The sequence below is a fragment of the Paenibacillus sp. NPDC057934 genome, from assembly GCF_042887565.1.
In the GTDB taxonomy this organism is placed as follows: domain Bacteria; phylum Bacillota; class Bacilli; order Paenibacillales; family Paenibacillaceae; genus Paenibacillus_AQ.
On sequence record NZ_JBHVPB010000003.1, the window covers coordinates 555,143 to 573,242 of the forward strand.

The 18,100-nt window shown below is 48.9% G+C and carries 13 protein-coding genes and 1 riboswitch; of the genes, 10 read left to right on the top strand and 3 right to left on the bottom strand.

Annotated elements, in window-relative coordinates:
* Positions 1-46: 46 nt before the first annotated feature.
* Positions 47-3,580, top strand: coding sequence for a cell division protein ZapA (zapA, locus tag ACFVRY_RS09810; protein ID WP_483875146.1), 3,534 nt, complete (start codon positions 47-49; stop codon positions 3,578-3,580).
* Between the two features lie 155 nt (positions 3,581-3,735).
* A complete protein-coding gene (locus ACFVRY_RS09815) occupies positions 3,736-4,542 on the top strand; it encodes a hypothetical protein (RefSeq protein ID WP_387499640.1) in 807 nt (268 codons plus the stop codon).
* 520 nt (positions 4,543-5,062) lie between these two features.
* Here ACFVRY_RS09815 and ACFVRY_RS09820 read toward each other — a convergent pair.
* Positions 5,063-5,455 carry a cytochrome C oxidase subunit II gene (locus tag ACFVRY_RS09820; protein ID WP_387499642.1) on the bottom strand — a complete coding sequence of 131 codons (393 nt, stop codon included), beginning with the start codon at positions 5,453-5,455 and terminating at the stop codon, positions 5,063-5,065.
* 248 nt (positions 5,456-5,703) lie between these two features.
* Here ACFVRY_RS09820 and ACFVRY_RS09825 point away from each other — a divergent pair, with 248 nt between their 5' ends.
* Positions 5,704-6,840: a GGDEF domain-containing protein gene (locus ACFVRY_RS09825; protein WP_387499644.1), complete on the top strand. Its 1,137-nt coding sequence runs from the start codon at positions 5,704-5,706 to the stop codon at positions 6,838-6,840.
* 67 nt (positions 6,841-6,907) lie between these two features.
* On the opposite strand, the gene ACFVRY_RS09830 is transcribed toward ACFVRY_RS09825, so the two are convergent.
* Positions 6,908-7,255, bottom strand: a complete 348-nt coding sequence (locus tag ACFVRY_RS09830) for a phage holin family protein (RefSeq protein ID WP_066373733.1) — start codon at positions 7,253-7,255, stop codon at positions 6,908-6,910.
* Positions 7,256-7,408: 153 nt separating this feature from the next.
* Here ACFVRY_RS09830 and ACFVRY_RS09835 point away from each other — a divergent pair, with 153 nt between their 5' ends.
* The 6 genes from ACFVRY_RS09835 (at position 7,409) to ACFVRY_RS09860 (ending at position 14,522) form a co-directional block, all read left to right on the top strand.
* Positions 7,409-9,775, top strand: a complete 2,367-nt coding sequence (locus ACFVRY_RS09835) for an endonuclease MutS2 (protein WP_387499646.1) — start codon at positions 7,409-7,411, stop codon at positions 9,773-9,775.
* Between the two features lie 33 nt (positions 9,776-9,808).
* The gene (locus ACFVRY_RS09840; RefSeq protein WP_387499742.1) at positions 9,809-10,228 is read left to right on the top strand and encodes a DUF350 domain-containing protein; all 420 of its coding nucleotides are present in this window, start codon (positions 9,809-9,811) and stop codon (positions 10,226-10,228) included.
* A gap of 122 nt (positions 10,229-10,350) precedes the next feature.
* Positions 10,351-10,887: a hypothetical protein gene (locus tag ACFVRY_RS09845; protein ID WP_387499648.1), complete on the top strand. Its 537-nt coding sequence runs from the start codon at positions 10,351-10,353 to the stop codon at positions 10,885-10,887.
* Positions 10,888-10,955: 68 nt separating this feature from the next.
* Positions 10,956-12,167, top strand: coding sequence for an MFS transporter (locus ACFVRY_RS09850; protein WP_387499650.1), 1,212 nt, complete (start codon positions 10,956-10,958; stop codon positions 12,165-12,167).
* A 34-nt stretch (positions 12,168-12,201) separates the two neighbouring features.
* Positions 12,202-13,815 carry a DcuS/MalK family sensor histidine kinase gene (gene dcuS / locus ACFVRY_RS09855; RefSeq protein ID WP_387499652.1) on the top strand — a complete coding sequence of 538 codons (1,614 nt, stop codon included), beginning with the start codon at positions 12,202-12,204 and terminating at the stop codon, positions 13,813-13,815.
* Positions 13,812-14,522, top strand: coding sequence for a response regulator (locus tag ACFVRY_RS09860; protein ID WP_387499654.1), 711 nt, complete (start codon positions 13,812-13,814; stop codon positions 14,520-14,522). Before dcuS ends, ACFVRY_RS09860 begins: the two co-directional genes overlap by 4 nt.
* A 129-nt stretch (positions 14,523-14,651) precedes the next feature.
* Here the strand turns inward: ACFVRY_RS09860 and ACFVRY_RS09865 are convergent, their stop codons facing one another.
* Positions 14,652-16,034, bottom strand: coding sequence for an amino acid permease (locus tag ACFVRY_RS09865; protein WP_387499657.1), 1,383 nt, complete (start codon positions 16,032-16,034; stop codon positions 14,652-14,654).
* Between the two features lie 128 nt (positions 16,035-16,162).
* Positions 16,163-16,243: riboswitch (glycine riboswitch) on the bottom strand.
* 283 nt (positions 16,244-16,526) lie between these two features.
* Here ACFVRY_RS09865 and ACFVRY_RS09870 point away from each other — a divergent pair.
* Positions 16,527-18,053 carry a flavocytochrome c gene (locus ACFVRY_RS09870; RefSeq protein WP_387499659.1) on the top strand — a complete coding sequence of 509 codons (1,527 nt, stop codon included), beginning with the start codon at positions 16,527-16,529 and terminating at the stop codon, positions 18,051-18,053.
* Positions 18,054-18,100: the final 47 nt, after the last annotated feature.

Here is an 18,100-nt window from a genome sequence, read left to right on the forward strand (position 1 = left end):
CCAGCTTAGAATCTGCACATATATAAAGGAGGGCACAATTGTGGCTATGGACCGGACACGTGTCGCCGTGGAGATATACGGAACTTCTTATAAACTTGTAGGAAGCAGCAGTGATTATATGAAACAGGTTGCAGACTATGTGGATGAACACATGCGTGCAATCTCTAAATCCCATAACCGACTGGATACACCGCGCATTGCTGTGCTGGCTGCTGTACATATGGCCGAGCAGGCGCTTCAAGTGCAAGACATCAAGAAGGAAGTTAATATGCTGACCGGAGAACGCAGCGAACTGCGGGTGGAGGTATCGCGCCTACTCGAGGTGCAGCGGGAACGGCAGGAGGAATATGAACGTCTGGACGCTGCGGCCAAAGAAGAGGCGAAGCGGTTGATCGACGCTACCGAGGAAGAGCGCAAGCGGCATTTGGAAGTGCGTGAGCAGGAGCAGGCCCAGCATCTCCAGCAGCTGCTGGAAGCGGAGCAAGCTGCAGATGAAGCCCGCCACAAGCTGACCGAGGATCTTCAGTCCCGTGAGCAGGAGCTTAAGGAATTGAAGGCTGGTTATGAGCAGGAACAGAAGGCCCAGCGGGAGAACAACCGCAAGGAGTTGGCCAAGGCAGAATCTGTCCGTCTGGCACAGCTTGAAGACCTGAAGGCTGCACATCTTCTCAAACTGGAGGGCATCCAAGAGGTCCTGGTGCAGGAGAAAGTGGAGGCACTGGCTGCTGCAGAGTTAGAGCTTGCGACAACCCGAGAATCTCTTGGCAAAGAGCTGGAAGAAGTGCGAGCGCTTCTTGGTCAAGAATTAGCAGATACGAAGTCTGCGCTTGGTAAGGAGCTCGAGGATACGAAGACTCAGCTTGGCCAAGCGTTGGAAGAAGCCCAATCGACGCTGGGTAAGGAGCTTGAAGATACCAAGGTTGAGCTTGATAAGGAACAGGCTAAGAACAAGGAGCTGCGCCAGACACAGGGAGCACAGGAGCACAGGCACAAGCAGAGCGTGCAGGAGCTGGAGAAGCAACTGGCCGAGCTTCGTGGCGGTACCGGACAGCTTCAGTCCAGATTGCGGGCTGCGGAAGCTGGAGTCAAGAGCGAACGCGAAGCACGTCTTACTCTGCTGGGGCAATACGAAGTTATTGTCAAGCGCGAGGAACAGCTCAGCGGGGAGCTTCAGGCTACAACAGCGCTTGGCGAAACGCTTAGTGGTGAGCTGGAAGAAGTGCGTCAGCGTTATGATTCCTCGCAGAATGAGGTTGCAGTGCTGCGCGGTTCTCTTGGGGAAGCAGAGAGCGGCTTAAGTGCTGTTCAGGCAGAACTGCGCACAGCTAACGAACTGGGCGAGATGTTGGACGCTGAGCTTGGAGAAGAGCGTCAGCGATATGAAGCCTCGCAGAATGAGGTTACAGTGTTGCGCGGATCCCTTGAGGAAGCGGAGAGCAATCTGAGCGCAGTTCAAGGAGAATTGCGAACAGCCAACGAACTGGGAGAAACATTGGATGCTGAGCTGAAAGAAGTGCGTCAGCGCCATGGCGCTTCGCAAGAGGAGATCGCGGGGCTGCGCGAAGCTCTGGAAGAGGCCAAAAACAGCGTGAGCCATGTTCAAGCAGAACTGCATTCGTCCACGGAACTGGGCGAGATGTTGGACGCTGAGCTGGAAGAGTTGCGCCAGCTTCATGTTGCTTCGGAAGAGGAAGTTAAGGAGCTACGGGAACTTCTTACTGCTTCACAAGAGAAAGTTAAGGAGCTAAGCGATTCACTTAAGGAAGCTGAGAGTAATCAACACGTGGTACTGGAAGAATTGAGCACAGCCAACGAGTTAGGTGAGGTTTTGGATACGGAATTGAAGGAGCTGCAACAGCTTTATACCGCTTCACAAGAAGAAGTTAAAGAGCTGCGCCAGCGCCATGCTGATTCACAAGAAGAGGTTAAGGAGCTGCGTGTTTCTCTTGAGGAAGCTGAGAGTAACTTGAGAGCGGTGCAGGAAGAATTGAGCACAGTCAGCGAACTGGGCGAAGTCTTGGATACTGAGCTGAAGGAGCTGCAGCAGCTGCATGTAGCTTCGCAAGGGGAAGTTAAGGAGCTGCGCCAGCGCCATGCTAATTCACAAGAGGAGATCACGGGGCTCCGTGAAGACCTGCAAGAATCCAAGGGCAGCTTGAGCAGTGTGCAGGAAGAGCTGCGCTCGTCCATAGAGCTAAGTGAAATACTGGAAGCTGAGTTGGAAGAGCTGAGACAGCGTCATGTGGCTGCACAAGAGGAAGCTAAGGTACTGCAAGTTTCCCTTGAGGAAGCCGAGAGCAATCTGAGTGCGGTGCAGGAAGAATTACGCACATCTAACGAACAGGGCGCAGTCTTGAATACTGAGCTGAAAGAGTTGCGCCAACGTCATGCTGATTCACAAGAGGAGATCGCGGGGCTCCGCGAAGACCTACAAGAATCCAAGGGTAACCTGAACCAACTTCAGAAAGAGCTTCAGTCTTCAACAGATCTCGGTGAGATGTTGGACGCTGAATTGGAAGAGTTGCGTCAGCGCTATACTACGTCACAGAATGAAGTGACAGTGTTGCAGAATACTCTGGAAGAAGCTAAGAACAACTTGCTCCGTGTCCGAGATGAGCTGCGCTCGACAACGGAGCTCAGCGAAGTGTTAGATTCGGAACTGGAAGAGCTACGCGAGCGTTACGAGCTTTCGGTGAAGGAAGCTGCGGATCTGCGAACCTCCCTGAGAGAAACTGATGACAGTCTGAGCCAGATACAGCAAAAGCTTGACCGTGCTGAGGGTGAGGCGGCTTCCAATAGAGAGCTTGCTGACAAGCGTATGGAAGAAATCAATGAGCTGGAAATGAGTCTCCTGGAGACAGAAGACAAGGCTCAGGGGCTGAACCGAGAAAGCGAGGACCTGCGAGGCCAGTTGAATAGCTTGGTGAACAAGCTGGACGACGAAGTTCTCCGGCGTGCGGAAGCGGAGCAGCAGAACGGGTTGCTAGTGGGTGAGGGCGAGCAAGTACGTAAGGATCTGGCGGCATTGCAAGTCCGTTATGAGGACATGATCTCGCAGTATGATGAAGTTCTTCAGGACGGGGAGCGTCTTCAGGAGCGATACCGTCTGCTGGAGGAGGAACGCGAGGAGATGGCGGTCCGCCTCGAAGAGCTGTCCGAGGCCAGTCGCGAAGCGGCGGCTGCGGCAGCCGAGCAGCAGGATGTGCTAAAAGAAGCTCAGGAGTACGGAGCTTCCTGGAAGCACAGATATGATGAGCTGGCAGCGCGTCAGCAGCAGTGGGCCGAGGCGGAAGCCAAGCTTCGCGAGGAGATCGAGATCTGGCAGCAGGAGGCCACGGAGGCTGAAGCGAAGCGGGAAGCAGCACATCAGGAGCATAGGACAGTACTGGAGCAGCTGAACGAGGTCGGGGAGCATTACGAACTGGCGCAAGGCCAACTCCGATTGCTTCAGATCCAGTCGGAGGTTAAGCAGGACGAATTGGACAAGATCAATCAGGAGTATCGTAGCCTGCAGGCGGAATATTCCAAGCTGCAGCTTGAATATAATGAATGGATTCAACTGATCGAACAGGACAGTTGAATAACGGATGAAGGTAGAAAGCCGGTCCCGACGCGTATTGCGTTTGGGACCGGCTTTTTTTAGAGAAACAAATGGACTTCCATATTCTGTAACTTTGTCCAACTACGAGTCGTCTGATGATCGAGGTGATACCCTTGAAACTAAAGCGTAATTTAATGTTGCTACCAGTTTTACTAGTTCTGTTGATTTCAGGCTGTGAGGATGTGGAGAGGGGAAGCGTTTCTACATCAACTGCTTCTGCGGGGTCTAAAGCCATGAAGGGGACTGCTGAAGGAGCGGACCCAGATACAACGTCTGAGCCCAGAAGTGACTATAGACAAAACAACAACCAAAATTGTCCTGACGCCATTATCGAATGGTTAGATGTATTGATGATCAACAACATCAAATACCAGCGGAATTATGAAGGTACACAAGAAGTTAAAGCTGATCAGGTCGGTGAAAAGGTAGGGGAGGTAGCCTACATGCTGAGCGACAATGCTTGTTCTGACCACATCACGGTGAACGGAGATGCCGCTTTTCTACCAGTTGGCACTGATATTTATGAACTGAAAGGATACCGGCCGGAGTATCGGTTGGTGGCTAACCATTCTATCTATGAAGTGAGCGACAATCCCCAGGCGCAGACTATTGGTGATTTACTCGATATTGGGGGGAAGATTAGTAAAGTTAGTATTGAAAGCGGTAATGACGGCAGCCTGATCAGGTATTTTGACCCTGACGCAGCGAAGGCCTTTGAAGAGGAGCTGTTGGTGATAAAAGCATCTGATTTTAAGGAGATCTATGCTGTAACAAGCCGTACGAAGAATGAGTGGCGGATTTTTTTGCGCGTGCATCTTCAGGATGGCACCTCGCTGCGAATGGTCTTTTACCCGGAAGCCAATGCCATTCACCCAGGTGGATTTGGGAACGAGAAGCTGAAGGAAAATATCCTCTCGCAGAAAGCTGTTTACGGGAAATAGGTTGGATTGTCTGCTGAAGAAACTACCATGGTAAATTGACTGGGTAACTGAGAGTAGTAAGTGAGAGTAGTAAGTGAGAGTAATGGGTGAGAGAAGCAGGTGGGAGTAGTAAGTGATTGTAGTAACTAGCTGTAGTAACTAGCTCTCATTAACAGACGCCCTAGCAGTCCGTCGTCGAATAACTGGAATTTCTCCTGTTAAATTAAGGATTACATGCAGTTTACGAAGATTAACTGGAAAAACTCCCGTTAATATCGCATGTTGGAGCAAATGAGCATTCCAAAGTGCGAAATAACAGGAGTTTTTCCAGTTAAAATAAGGAATATTGATTGGTTTGGCGAAATAACAGGAACAATTCCCGTTACTTCCATAAGGTTCATGCTGCCCCAAAGCAAGCAGATGTTCTCCCAGCCGCTATCTTCTGCATACTACCGCTACTTCGCACTACCTAACGGCACTACCTAACGGCACTACCTAACCGTTCTACCCTGTCTACTCTCCACACCGTTCTCCCCAATCCTCACTCCTCAACGATCACATTTGCGACCATCCCGGTGTGGCCGGCGCCGCACATGATGGAGCAGGTCATTTGGAAGGTTCCGGTTTCCTCGGGGACGATGACTTTTGTATTTTTTTTGCCGCTTAGTTGCAGGTTCAGTTCGGGAACGAGAATGCCGTGATTACCGCTTTCATTTTCGAAAATGATTTTAACGGGTATGCCCTTCTTCAGGTGGTACTCCTCTTGGCCGAAGCTGTAGTTCTTAGCCTTGATGACGAGTTCGGTCTCTGCTTGAATCTCAGGCTCCTTTGCAGCGTTAGTGCTGCTTCCGGCGACGTTGCTCCCGCTATTGGTGCAGGCGGCGAGAATCAGAACACAGAATAATGATAGAAAAAGTGCAATTTTAGACTTCATTTTGCTCCCCCTCACCTGTGGAATGGTTAAATGTGACAATTCTGTAGACATCATAACTTAAAAATTCAGAAAGCGCTCTATAAAGTTGTGAAAAGTTGGTGAACAGAGAGAAATATAGCTGGTGCATAATTTTCGACATTATTCGCAATATTTTTGTCGAATAATGCAAATAAAAGATGCAAAAACAATATTAATTTATTATAATGTAAACTATTATATCATGGGTTAGAAGTAGGGGATCGATCTACATGGTCGCAGCAACTGATTCGCTGAATGCGGAGGTCTGGCACCGTAGAATATTGAATGGGTACTGGATGGTATTAGCTTTCATGCTGATCACCCAAGTTCTCTTTGTGCTGTGCGCGGATCAACTTAGGCTAAAAAGCAGTCCAGGGACTGAAAGCGGATATCTGTTCATTGCTTCCAATATCCTGATTGTTATTACTGTGACTTCTGCGGAGATTTGGCTGCGTTCTACTTTGCAGTATCACAAGCAAGCCATCGTTGGCTGCGGTTTTATCATTTCTTATTTATTTTATTTTGTAATAGAGCCTTTTGTGGACGGCGCCCAGATGGCGCTGATGATGCCGATCATGATTTCGCTAATTTATTTTGATCGCAAGCTTCTGTACACGCTGGGCCTTTTTAGCATATTCTTTTACGCTGCGGTATACTTCGGCCTGGAACGAGTGTACCTGAAGAAGCCGCTGCTCGAATTTATTGCTATGGAGTTTGTTTTCTTACTGTTCATGCTTATGGCACGGGCCGTGATTATAAGGTCGAAGGAAACCGGGGAATACCTGGAGCAGTTAACGAAATCAGAACAGGGCTTGCTGGTAGAGCGGGCCATTTCGGATAAGCTGTTGAAGATTGATGCGCTGACTGGATTGTACAATCACAAGACCTTCCATGAATACCTTGATTCCTTGCTGGAACAGTGTGAGAACAACGGGCTAATGCTGCAACTAGCGTTGTTTGATATTGATAATTTCAAGCGGGTGAACGATACTTATGGGCACTGGGTTGGTGATCTGGTGCTGAAGGAAGTCGCAGCCAAAGTGGGCGGGATGATCGGGCTTAATGATTTTGCCGCGCGTTACGGTGGAGAAGAGTTTGCGGTTATTTTTACAGATAGAAACTGTTCTGAAGCCTATAGTGCAGCAGAGGAGCTGCGGTTGACCATTGAGCAGATGGAGCATCCCTACGCCGGCGGCCATCCTATAACGGTTAGTATCGGTTTATGTCGTTATCAGCTCGGAGACGGCAAGGAACAGTTATTTCGCAAGACAGATGATGCGTTGTATCAGGCGAAAAGATCTGGCAAGAATAGGGTCGTTACATCTTCTGTCGATCCACAAAAAGCTGGCATCCTATCCTTTGGATGAATATGAACAGCCCCCCTCTTCCGAGATAATCGGATCAGGGGGGCTGTCTTCGCACTTAAGGTGATCGTTATTTCGCTGCTTCAAACGGAGTGGATACCGGCAGGAACAGGTCGATAATACCGATGACCAGAGCTGCCAGAAGCGCGCCGAGAATGGAAACACTAACACCGCTGACTACAAACTGTGCGATCCAGATGACTAGCGCGCTGACTAGGAAACCGACAATACCGCGACCGAACGGGGTCGCTTTTCCGCCGAAAATGCCTTCGATCACCCAACCAAGCAGGGCGATCACAAGTGCCAGCACCAATGCGCTCCAGAAGCCGCCGATGGTGAATTGGGGAACGATCCAGCCGACAATGAGCAGGACAATCGCTGATACAACAAAACGGACTACATGACCTAAAAATCTCACTGGTTTAACCTCCTTTGGCCCAAGCTAAGGATATGTGCAGTTGTTATTATGACCCGGATACGGAAAAGTTATGTTGGGAAACGATACCCAAATAGCGAAAATCGCCCATATTCGGTATAATGGAATCATCTATGAAGGGAGCTGTGACTGTAATTGGACGACAAAATTTTGCATACGCTTGAATATCGCAAGATTTTAAATAAATTAATGCAATATACGCAAACCTCGATGGGGCGTGAAACGGCGGAACAGCTAAGACCTTCCGGTGATTTTGAAGGCGTAAAACTGCTGCTGAAGGCTACTGATGAAGCTGCTAACGTGGATCGCCTGAAGGGCATTCCATCGTTTGGCGGAATTACCGACATTAAGGCAGCGCTGAAGCGGGCGTCTATTGGTGGACTGCTTGGAACGCATGAACTGCTTTCCGTCGGCTTTACTATTGGCGGAGCCCGCAGAATCAAGCGTTTTTTGGCTGCTATGCATGAGGATGAGGCTGTCGAATCTCTGTTTGCGCTCAGTGACCTTTTGTCAGAGCAGAAGCATGTAGAGGATGCCATCCGCGCGTGTATTGACGAGAATGCCGATGTGATGGATTCAGCGAGCCCTGAACTGGCAAATATCCGCCGCGAGCTGCGTGGGGGCGAGGCCAGAATTCGCGAGAAACTGGACTCGATGATTCGTTCCTCCTCAGTATCTAAAATGCTGCAGGACCAGCTCGTCACGATCCGCGGCGACCGATTCGTGATTCCGGTCAAAGCCGAATACCGCGCTCACTTCGGTGGTATTGTCCATGACCAATCTGGTTCTGGTGCGACCCTGTTCATTGAGCCTGAATCCATTGTAGCGATGAACAATAAGCTTCGGGAGACACGGCTTCGTGAGGAACGGGAAGTGGAGATTATTCTACACCGGCTGACGGCGCAAGTCGGCGGCATTGCGGAAGAGATGACATACGATGTTGATATTCTGGGCGAACTGGATTTCATTTTTGCCAAAGCTCGTCTGGCTCGTGATATGAAGGCTTCCCAGCCGCGCATGAATGACCGGGGATACCTTAAGCTGCGCAAGGGACGTCATCCACTGATCCCGGCCGAGCATGTAGTGCCGCTGGATGTGGAACTTGGAAACCAATACAGCACGATTATCGTTACCGGACCGAATACCGGCGGTAAGACAGTGACCTTGAAGACCATCGGGCTGCTGAGTCTGATGTCCATGTCAGGTCTGTTTATTCCGGCGGAGGAAGGCAGCCAGATGTGCGTGTTTGACGCGATCTATGCTGACATTGGCGATGAGCAGAGTATTGAGCAGAGTCTCAGTACCTTCTCCAGCCATATGACCAATATTATTTCCATTCTGCGTAAAATGACCCCGAAGAGCCTTATTCTTCTGGATGAAGTCGGCGCGGGTACGGATCCGGCGGAAGGATCGGCGCTGGCTATCGCGATCCTGGAGAACATCCACCGGACGGAATGCCGGATGGTGGCTACCACTCACTACAGCGAGCTGAAGGCCTACGCTTACGAGCGCAAAGGGGTCATCAACGCCAGTATGGAGTTTGATGTACAGAGCCTTAGCCCAACCTATCGGCTGCTGGTCGGCGTGCCCGGACGAAGCAACGCATTTGCGATAGCAGAGCGTCTCGGCTTGCCGAGTGCTATTCTGGAGCACGCGCGCGGCGAGGTCAAGGAAGAGGACCTGCGTGTGGAGCACATGATTGCTTCGCTCGAAGAGAATCGCCTTGGCGCGGAGAATGAGCGGGAGAAGGCGGAGCATATCCGCCGTGAAGCCGAAGAGTTTCGCAGTAAACAGAAGCAGGAACTGGAGAAGCTGGAGAGCCAGCGCGACAAGCGTCTGGAGAAGGCTGAGAAGGATGCCAGCGACATTCTGGACAAAGCGCGTAAGGAAGCCGAACAGATCATCAGTGATCTGCGTAAGCTGGCGCTGGAGGAAGGCGCCTCGGTTAAGGAACATAAGCTGATCGAGGCCCGGCGCCGTCTGGATGAAGCTGAGCCCGCGCCGCGCAAGAAGGCAGCTTCCCGCACAGCGGTCAAGCCGCCGCGTCAGATTGGACCTGGAGACGAAGTTCGGGTCTACAGCTTGAATCAGAAGGGTCATGTCGTGGAGATGAGCGGTTCCAAGGAAGCAGTGGTGCAGCTTGGCATTATGAAGATGAAGGTGCAACTGGATGATCTGGAACTGGTCGCTGCCCAGAAATCGGGCAATCCCACGCCATTGCGGCAGGCTACGACCGTGAAGCGTACGCGCGACGAGAATATCCGCAGGGAGCTCGATCTGCGCGGGGCTAATCTGGAGGAAGCGATACTGGAGACGGATCGCTTCATCGACGAGGCATTCCTCGGAAATCTGGGCCAAATTGCGATTATTCACGGCAAGGGAACCGGGGTATTGCGGTCAGGCATTCATGATTACCTTCGCAAACACCGGAATGTTAAGAGCTACCGTCTAGGCAACTATAACGAAGGCGGAGCAGGCGTGACGGTAGCCGAGCTGCAATAGCGAAGGAACCATGTGGAGGAGAGAAGGGTGAGCATGCAGGAAAATGTTGATCTTTTGCTGAGGCATCCGCTGGGGTCGCTGCTTGGCTACTTCACCGTAGCAATTTTGGGGCTGGTTGTATTCCTCTCCTTTTTTGAAATGGTGACGAAGTATAACTGCTGGGAAGAAATTCGCAAAGGAAATGTATCGGCGGCCATGGCAACCGGAGGCAAAATTTTCGGGATTTGCAACATCCTCCGCTTCAGTATCCAGGCCGGGGCTTCGATTTACGAGACGATGAAATGGTCAGTTGTGGGCTTTTTGTTGCTGCTGTTGGCCTATTTCCTCTTTGAGTTCCTAACGCCCGTATTTTCTATTGATGAGGAGATTGCCGCAGACAACCGGGCCGTAGGCTTGACAGCGATGCTGATCTCGGTGTCCTTATCGTATGTTATTGGAGCTTCCATCATGTAGGAGGAAACCATGAAGATTTTAACCCGGGTCCTGTTTGGTTGTGCCGTTGCTTTTTTGATCGGTGGCATCATATATCTAACGATTCATTAAATATTAAGCATGTTAAGAAGGAGATTTTAAAGATGGAAACGACTGTATGCCCTTGGTGTGATACCGAAATTGTGTGGGATGAAGAATTCGGACCCGAGGAGTATTGCCCGCACTGCAACAATGAGCTGAAAGGCTACCGGACAGTGAATGTCACCGGTGATGATCTGGAGGACGAGCTGGAAGTGAAAGAGGACACGGACGAAGAGTCAGTGAATGACGACGATCTGTGGGATGACAGTGAAAAGGATGGCGTTGTGCCTATCTTCAACACATTGGAACAGTTCCGGGACGATTACGATCTCCAAAAGTATGAACAGAACAGTTCGGCTATTCTGTCACAGCAAGAAGAAGCACCGGAATGTCCGCAGTGCCATGAATTGCTGTTACTAGCTGGAACACAGGAAGTGAACCAATTCGATCCTTCAACTCCGGCTGTTCTTGGCGGACCTGTGCTGAAGGCACCGTTCTCACTGAACGTATTCGTATGCCCGTCTTGCTTCCATGTCCAGCACAATCTGGCACAGAAGGACCGGGTACAACTTGTTCGCAATTTGAGCATCGGCAGCTAGGGAATTGATCAATTCCTGCCTGTATGGGCATGATATTCAGAATCATGGCTATAGGCAGGGGGAAAATCATGAAGGTTGCATCAACGAAGGTTCAGGCTTCGCTGCTGCTGGGAGTGAACGGTTTGTTTCTGCTGGCAGGAGCGTTGTCGGGTACCTTTCTTAACGTTTATTTATGGAAAAGCCGTCAGGATTATATGATGATCGGCTGGTTCACTGTGGCCCAGCAGATTGCGCTGGGCCTTAGTTTTTGGCTCGCTGGCAAATGGGTCAAGGAGCGCAACAAGATGATTGCCCTACGGCTTGGTATTGCCGTTTCAGGCCTTTTTTATCTGATCGTGCTGGGGATTGGCGGAAATGCGATTCAGTATATTTGGCCGCTAGGCCTGCTCCTGGGTGTGGCTATCGGATTGTTCTGGTTGGCCTTTAATATCGTCTATTTTGAGATTACGGATGCCGAAAACCGTGATTTCTGGAACGGCTGGATGGGACTGTTGGGGTCGCTGACAGGCATAATTGGTCCTTGGCTGTCAGGTTGGTTGATTTCGTCTCTGTCCGGTGACCGCGGCTATCGGATCGTATTTATGATTTCGCTCGGTATCTACGGAGCAGCGGCGGTGCTCAGTTTCTTTCTCAAAAAGCGCAAAAGCGAAGCGGATTATGGTTGGCTGGAGCCGTGGCGGCAACTGAAAGGTTCACAACAGTGGCGAAGGGTAGCTGGAGGGCTTTTTTTTCAGGGCCTGCGAGAAGGGGTATTCTCCTTTCTAATTGGTCTGCTAGTCTTTGTTGCCGCTAAGGAAGAGAGCAAGCTGGGGCAATTTGCACTGGTGACATCAGCAGTATCACTAGTCAGTTACTGGGTCGCCGGTAAGTTCTTCAAGCCAACATACCGGTCTACCGGCATGCTGGTTGGAGGCGCGCTGCTAGTTGGGGTGATTACGCCGCTGCTCTGGCAGGTGAACTACGGAACTTTACTGATCATGGGAATAGGCACTTCGCTGTTTATTCCGTTGTACATGCTACCAATGACTTCAACCAGTTTTGATCTGATTGGAGAGTCTGAAGAGAGCGTGAGTAATCGGGTCGAACTTGTCGTGTTGCGGGAGTTAAGTTTGATGAGTGGCAGACTGCTGGGCATCCTGGTGTTCATTGGAGTGTTGTCAGTTAGCCGATCGCCGCGAACGATAACTGTGCTGCTGCTGGTGCTTGGTGCGGCACCTCTAGGAAGTTGGTTGATTCTTAGACGCTCTCTATCCCGACAGGAGGACAATCATCCGGTCTAAACGCTTTATTTTATTGTTATGGGAGAGGCCTACATTGGTCAAAAGAAAACGGATTAACAGCATGGTCACGACGATTGCCATCATGGTGTCCGCAGTGGTGTTTTCGGTACTGCTTGTACTGTATATTATCTTCATTAATCATATTTTACCCCAGACCCGAAAAGCATTGGAGGGCAAGGCGCTAAGTATTGCCCACACTGTTGCCCTCACACCGCTGGTGTCCAAAGGCCTGGAGGAGGGGGTGAGCAAGGATATTCAAGCTTATGCGGGCAAAATCGCCCGTCGCAATGATAGTTTGTTTGTAGTGGTACTAGACATGGATAGTATCCGTTACTCGCATCCCGATCCAGCCCTTATTGGCAAGCCTTTTGTTGGCGGAGGACAGGAATTGGCGCTGAAGGGCGATGATAGCATTTCAGTAGGCTGGGGGACCATGGGTAAATCCTTGCGCGCATTCGTGCCGGTATATAACGACAAAGGGCATCAGGTTGGAGTTGTTGTCGTCGGCTTCTCCATGAAACGGGTACATGATATTATAAAGAAGAACGAGTGGACGATCATCTTGATCCTGCTATCCGGTGCCCTGCTTGGCACTTTGGGTGCTATTGTGCTAGGAAAAAAGATTAAGAAGATGATGTTCGGGATGGAGCCATCGGAAATTTCAAGACTGCTGGAAGAACGCAGTGCCATGCTGCAGTCAGCCCGTGAGGGTATCATTGCTATAGATGCTGAGGCGCGAATCACGTTGATCAATGTGGAAGCGGAACGACTGTTAACGGCAGCTGGAATTACAGGAAAGGCATTGGAATCATACATAGATGATTATTGGCCGGCTTTGCGCCTGGATAAGGTCTTGAAATCAGGCGATGTGAAGTTGGATGAGGAAATTGACCTGAATGGGATTTCGCTACTGGCTAATAGTCTGCCGATCCGCGTGGGTGGCGAAATTGTTGGAGCGATCGTCACGTTCAGAGATATGACGGAAATTACTCAGCTTGCAGCGCAGTTATCCGGAATATCTGTCTATGCGGACGCACTTCGGGCAGGTGCGCATGAATATATGAACAAGCTGCATGTCATTTTGGGTATGACCCATATGGGAATGTACGATGAATTGCAGCAGTATATTTCAGGAACGGTGAGCAATTACCAGAGCGAGATCGGTTCCATCACCAGAGCAATCAAAGATCCGGTTATGGCGGGATTTCTGCTAGGTAAATTAAGCAGGGCTCGCGAAGACGGCATTAATCTTGTGCTGGAGGAAGACAGTTATCTGCCGGAGTCAGCCCAAGCGGAGTTAACCCATGAGTTGATCACGATTGCCGGCAATCTGCTGGATAATGCAAGGGATGCCCTGAGCGATATGACGTCTGAAAACAAGGAAATACGGCTGGCTTTTCATTATGGTGAAGGCCGTTTGATCTGTATAGTCAAGGACAACGGTCCAGGCATACCGGAACCGCTGCAAGACAATATCTATACGCAGGGCTTCTCCACAAAAGGAGAGAACCGGGGGATGGGACTCCATCTGGTCCGGCGAAGTGTGAATAAACTGAACGGACATTTGCAGTTGCTTCCCGGTCATGGGCCTGGAACGGTTTTTGTGGTAAATGTGCCGTATTCGACTAAAGGTGATGAGTCTAAATGATTAACGTAATAATCGTGGAAGATGATCCGATGGTAGCGAAGTTTAACCGGCATTACCTGGAGCAGATGGATGGATTCCGGTACACTGGCTGTGCTGCCTCTGTTGAAGAGGCCAGATTGCTACTGGCAAGCCAACAAGTGGATTTGATTCTGCTGGATATCTATATGCCCAAGAGTAACGGGCTTCAACTGCTATCCCTTTTACGTGAACAAGGAAGTACGGTAGATGTGATTGTTATATCAGCTGCTAGCGATAATGTCAGTATCCGTAATGCTTTGCAGCACGGTGCAGTGGATTATTTGATCAAGCCCTTTGAGTTTGCCCGCTTCCAAGCGGCTTTGACTACGTATCGGGAGAACAATCTGCTGATGAGGCATAGGGAACACCTTAATCAGGAGCAACTGGATAAGCTTGTCCGGCATCGGGGGGAGACAGAGCAGTCTGCAGTCGCAGTATCTTCTGCTCCCGTGCTCCCCAAAGGCCTCAGCGAGAGTACCTTGGACAACATCTGGGAGATCATCCACAGTCTGTCGCAGGATTCCTTCTCCACAGACGATATTTCTACAAAGGCCCCTATCTCCAGAATATCAGTGCGCAAGTATTTGATGTATCTCACGGAGACTGGTGCGTTGTCTATGGAGATCAGCTATGGTGCGATAGGGCGCCCAGTGTATATGTACAGAGTAATGTCAGAGGGGCATAATTGAATTGCCCAATATAATATGAGCAGACAAGCGTTTGCGTAGAGGCTGGAGAGCCTCAAAATGCGAGAACCCCAGGTCATTACGACCCGGGGTTCTTTATATGCTTAGATTAATATAGAACGTCGCTCAGGATTAGCCTTTTGGATTGATGATGTCGATATCATGGTTGTTTTTGCTCTTATTGCTGCGAATGGAATACAGTATGAATAGTAAAATAAACCATAACGGGGTAAACAATAACGCCGGTCGTGTCTCTTCTGCGAAGAGCATGATAATAAGAATTACGGCAAACAACGTTAGAACCGCATAATTAATAGCCGGTGTGAGCGGTGCTTTGAACTTGGATTTAGCCTGTAAACCCGGCCGGGTTTTCTTATATTTGATATGGCATACAAGAACAACACCCCAAACCCATATAAAACAAATGGCACTTATAGTAGTGACGATTCCAAAAGCCTGACCTGGAATGATTTTACTTAACAGAGTGCCTATGGATATAACGAGCGTAGAAATAAATAACGAGTTCCCGGGTACGTGATTTTTATTCAGCTTGGCAAAATGAGGTGATGACTGGTTCTTCCTGCTCAAATTATAAAGGATCCGACTTGTCGAGAACATCCCGCTGTTGCAAGCGGAAGCGGCTGAGGTTAATACGACGAAATTAATGATTCCCGCTGCGATAGGTATTCCTACTAGACTAAAGGTTTTTACGAATGGACTCTCTGCCGCATTGAGTTCTGTCCATGGGTTAATGCATAGGAGGACGAACAGTGCGCCAACGTAGAAAAATAATATCCGCAAAGGAATTTTATTAATAGCAGATGGAATGTTTTTCTCTGGATTGGATGTTTCCGCTGCCGAAACACCAACTAATTCCACGCCTACATAAGCGAATACAACCATTTGAAAAGAAAATAAAAAACCTGAAGCGCCGTTTGGAAAAAAGCCACCATGTTCCCAGAGATTTCGGATAGTTACCGATCCTGAATCCGTCTTGAATCCGATGATCAGCAAAATGACCCCGATGCCGATCAAGGCAAGAATCGTGATTACTTTGATTAAAGCAAACCAAAATTCCAATTCCCCGAAATTTTTTACTGTTAATAGATTGAGTGCTAATAAAATGATCAGACAGATGATGGCCGGCACCCATTGCGGAATATCAAACCAATAGTTCACGTAGATGCCAACGGCGATAACATCAGCCATAGCCGTCATGATCCAGCAGAACCAATAAGTCCAACCCGTGATAAAGGCTGCCCGAGGGCCGAGATAATCTTCGGCAATATCCGTAAACGATTGATAGCCTGCCTTAGATAACAGAAGTTCTCCCAGTGCTCTCATTACAAAAAACACAGCAATCCCCACGATTAAATACGTGATCATGATGGAAGGACCTGCTTGTTGTATCGCTTTGCCCGATCCCAGGAATAATCCCGTCCCAATGGTGCCGCCAATGGCGATGAGCTGAACATGCCGATTAGCCAGTTCCCGCTTTAATTCTGTTTGTGCCATACCTGTTTCCCCCTTAATCAATATAATGCCAATAAAAATAGAGATTGGATGTCATCCAATCTCTAGGTAAAAAGAATATTAAATAATCCTTGCCCTGCTAATGATAATCAGCATGACAAATACATATTCAGTACTCTTCTGTCCTTTTGCCTGAGATTGTGAACCCTTCGGCGCCGCAGATAGCCTGCGGTCTCTCCAGAAGCTGCTCCTGCTATAGTGTGATCCATAGCAATCATAGCTTGTAGTTTATGAAGTTAATGTTGGTGTAACGGCGGTGTTGTTCTGATATGCAACATATTACATTTAATCTGAATATCCGAACAGTGATAAAAGTCTCCATGTTACTTATATAGTATCACTATAACATGATATTCATTAAGGAGGGTTACTTTAATGACGAAACGATTTCTTTAATTACGTAAACTATCATGAACAGCACGTTTACGGTTATGATTAATTGTGAAAAAATGCACAAGGGGGCAATTATAAATTATGAAAAAGAAATCAGTGACTGCGCTTATTCTCATTCTCTCTGTTATGCTCGTGATCGCAGGCTGCGGTAGTAACGGCAATAACAACAGCAGCGAGAATAAGAGTAAGGACAACAGGGAAGCAAAAACGGAAGCTGTTTCGGGAGCATCGGAAGCAAGCTATACACCGCTCGACCAACTAAAAGATACATACGATATCATTATTGTCGGTGCAGGTGGTGCAGGGATGTCTGCCGCGCTTGAGGCTAAAACTAAAGGGATGAACCCTGTTATTTTTGAAAAAATGCCGGTTGCTGGCGGAAATACAACCAAGTCTTCTTCAGGAATGAACGCTTCTGAAACGAAGTTTCAAAAGGAGCAAGGCATCACAGACAGCAATGATTTATTTTATGAGGAGAGCTTGAAGGGTGGTCATGATACGAACGACAAAGAGATGCTTCGTTTCTTCGTTGATCATTCCGCAAGTGCTATCGACTGGCTCGACTCTATCGGGATTAAATTGAATAATATCACCATTACGGGCGGTATGAACGAGAAGCGTACCCATCGTCCTGAAGATGGCTCCGCAGTAGGACAATACCTGGTTAAAGGCCTAGTGAACAATGTTCAAGAGCAAGGCATCCCGCTTTTTGTGAATGCCGATGTTAAGGAAATTACCGAGCAAGATGGCAAGGTCAATGGAGTCAAAGTCATCTTTAACCAAGCGGATGAGAAAACCATTACAGCGACGGCGGTCGTTGTGACCACTGGAGGTTTTGGCTCCAACAAGGAAATGATTTCTGAAGTCAGACCCGATTTAGACGGTTATGTGACGACCAATCAAATCGGTAGCACCGGTGACGGCATTAAGATGATTGAGAAGCTTGGTGGTGTAACCGTCGATATGGATCAAATCCAAGTTCACCCGACAGTGCAGCAAGAAAAATCCTATCTTATTGGGGAAGCCGTTCGCGGGGAAGGAGCCATCCTAGTATCTAGCGAAGGTAAACGATTCACCAACGATCTGGGTACTCGTGATAAAGTAACCGCCGCAATCAATCAGCTTCCTGAAAACTCAGCTTTTCTGGTCTTTGATTCCGGCGTAAAATCCCGTGTTAAAGCCATCGAACAATATGAGAAGATGGGCTTCGTGATCCAAGCCGATTCTATCGAAACTTTGGCCGGGGAAATGGGTGTACCAGGTGAGCAATTGCAAAAAACACTGGATACCTGGAACAGCTCTGTAAAAGGTAAAGAGGATGCCGAATTTGGCAGAACGACAGGGATGGACAACGACTTGTCCAGCGCGCCTTACTTTGCAATTAAAATCGGTCCTGGGGTCCATTACACCATGGGCGGTGTGAAAATCAATACCAACACAGAAGTTTTAAATAAAGAGGGTAACCCTATTACAGGTCTGTTCGCTGCAGGTGAGGTGACAGGAGGTCTGCACGGTCAAAACCGGATCGGCGGGAACTCGGTAGCGGAAATCATCATTTTCGGTCGCCAAGCGGGAATCAAATCGGCTGAATTTGTAAAAGCAAACTAAGTAATACTCCGTTCATAATTCATATATGAAAATAAACAAAGGCTTGG

Coding starts and splice junctions, on each gene's coding strand:
- zapA (WP_483875146.1), top strand. CDS start 47: ATGGACCGGACACGTGTCGCCGTGGAGATATACGGAACTTCTTATAAA.
- ACFVRY_RS09815 (WP_387499640.1), top strand. CDS start 3,736: ATGTTGCTACCAGTTTTACTAGTTCTGTTGATTTCAGGCTGTGAGGAT.
- ACFVRY_RS09820 (WP_387499642.1), bottom strand. CDS start 5,455: ATGAAGTCTAAAATTGCACTTTTTCTATCATTATTCTGTGTTCTGATT.
- ACFVRY_RS09825 (WP_387499644.1), top strand. CDS start 5,704: ATGGTCGCAGCAACTGATTCGCTGAATGCGGAGGTCTGGCACCGTAGA.
- ACFVRY_RS09840 (WP_387499742.1), top strand. CDS start 9,809: ATGCAGGAAAATGTTGATCTTTTGCTGAGGCATCCGCTGGGGTCGCTG.
- ACFVRY_RS09845 (WP_387499648.1), top strand. CDS start 10,351: ATGGAAACGACTGTATGCCCTTGGTGTGATACCGAAATTGTGTGGGAT.
- ACFVRY_RS09850 (WP_387499650.1), top strand. CDS start 10,956: ATGAAGGTTGCATCAACGAAGGTTCAGGCTTCGCTGCTGCTGGGAGTG.
- ACFVRY_RS09860 (WP_387499654.1), top strand. CDS start 13,812: ATGATTAACGTAATAATCGTGGAAGATGATCCGATGGTAGCGAAGTTT.
- ACFVRY_RS09865 (WP_387499657.1), bottom strand. CDS start 16,034: ATGGCACAAACAGAATTAAAGCGGGAACTGGCTAATCGGCATGTTCAG.
- ACFVRY_RS09870 (WP_387499659.1), top strand. CDS start 16,527: ATGAAAAAGAAATCAGTGACTGCGCTTATTCTCATTCTCTCTGTTATG.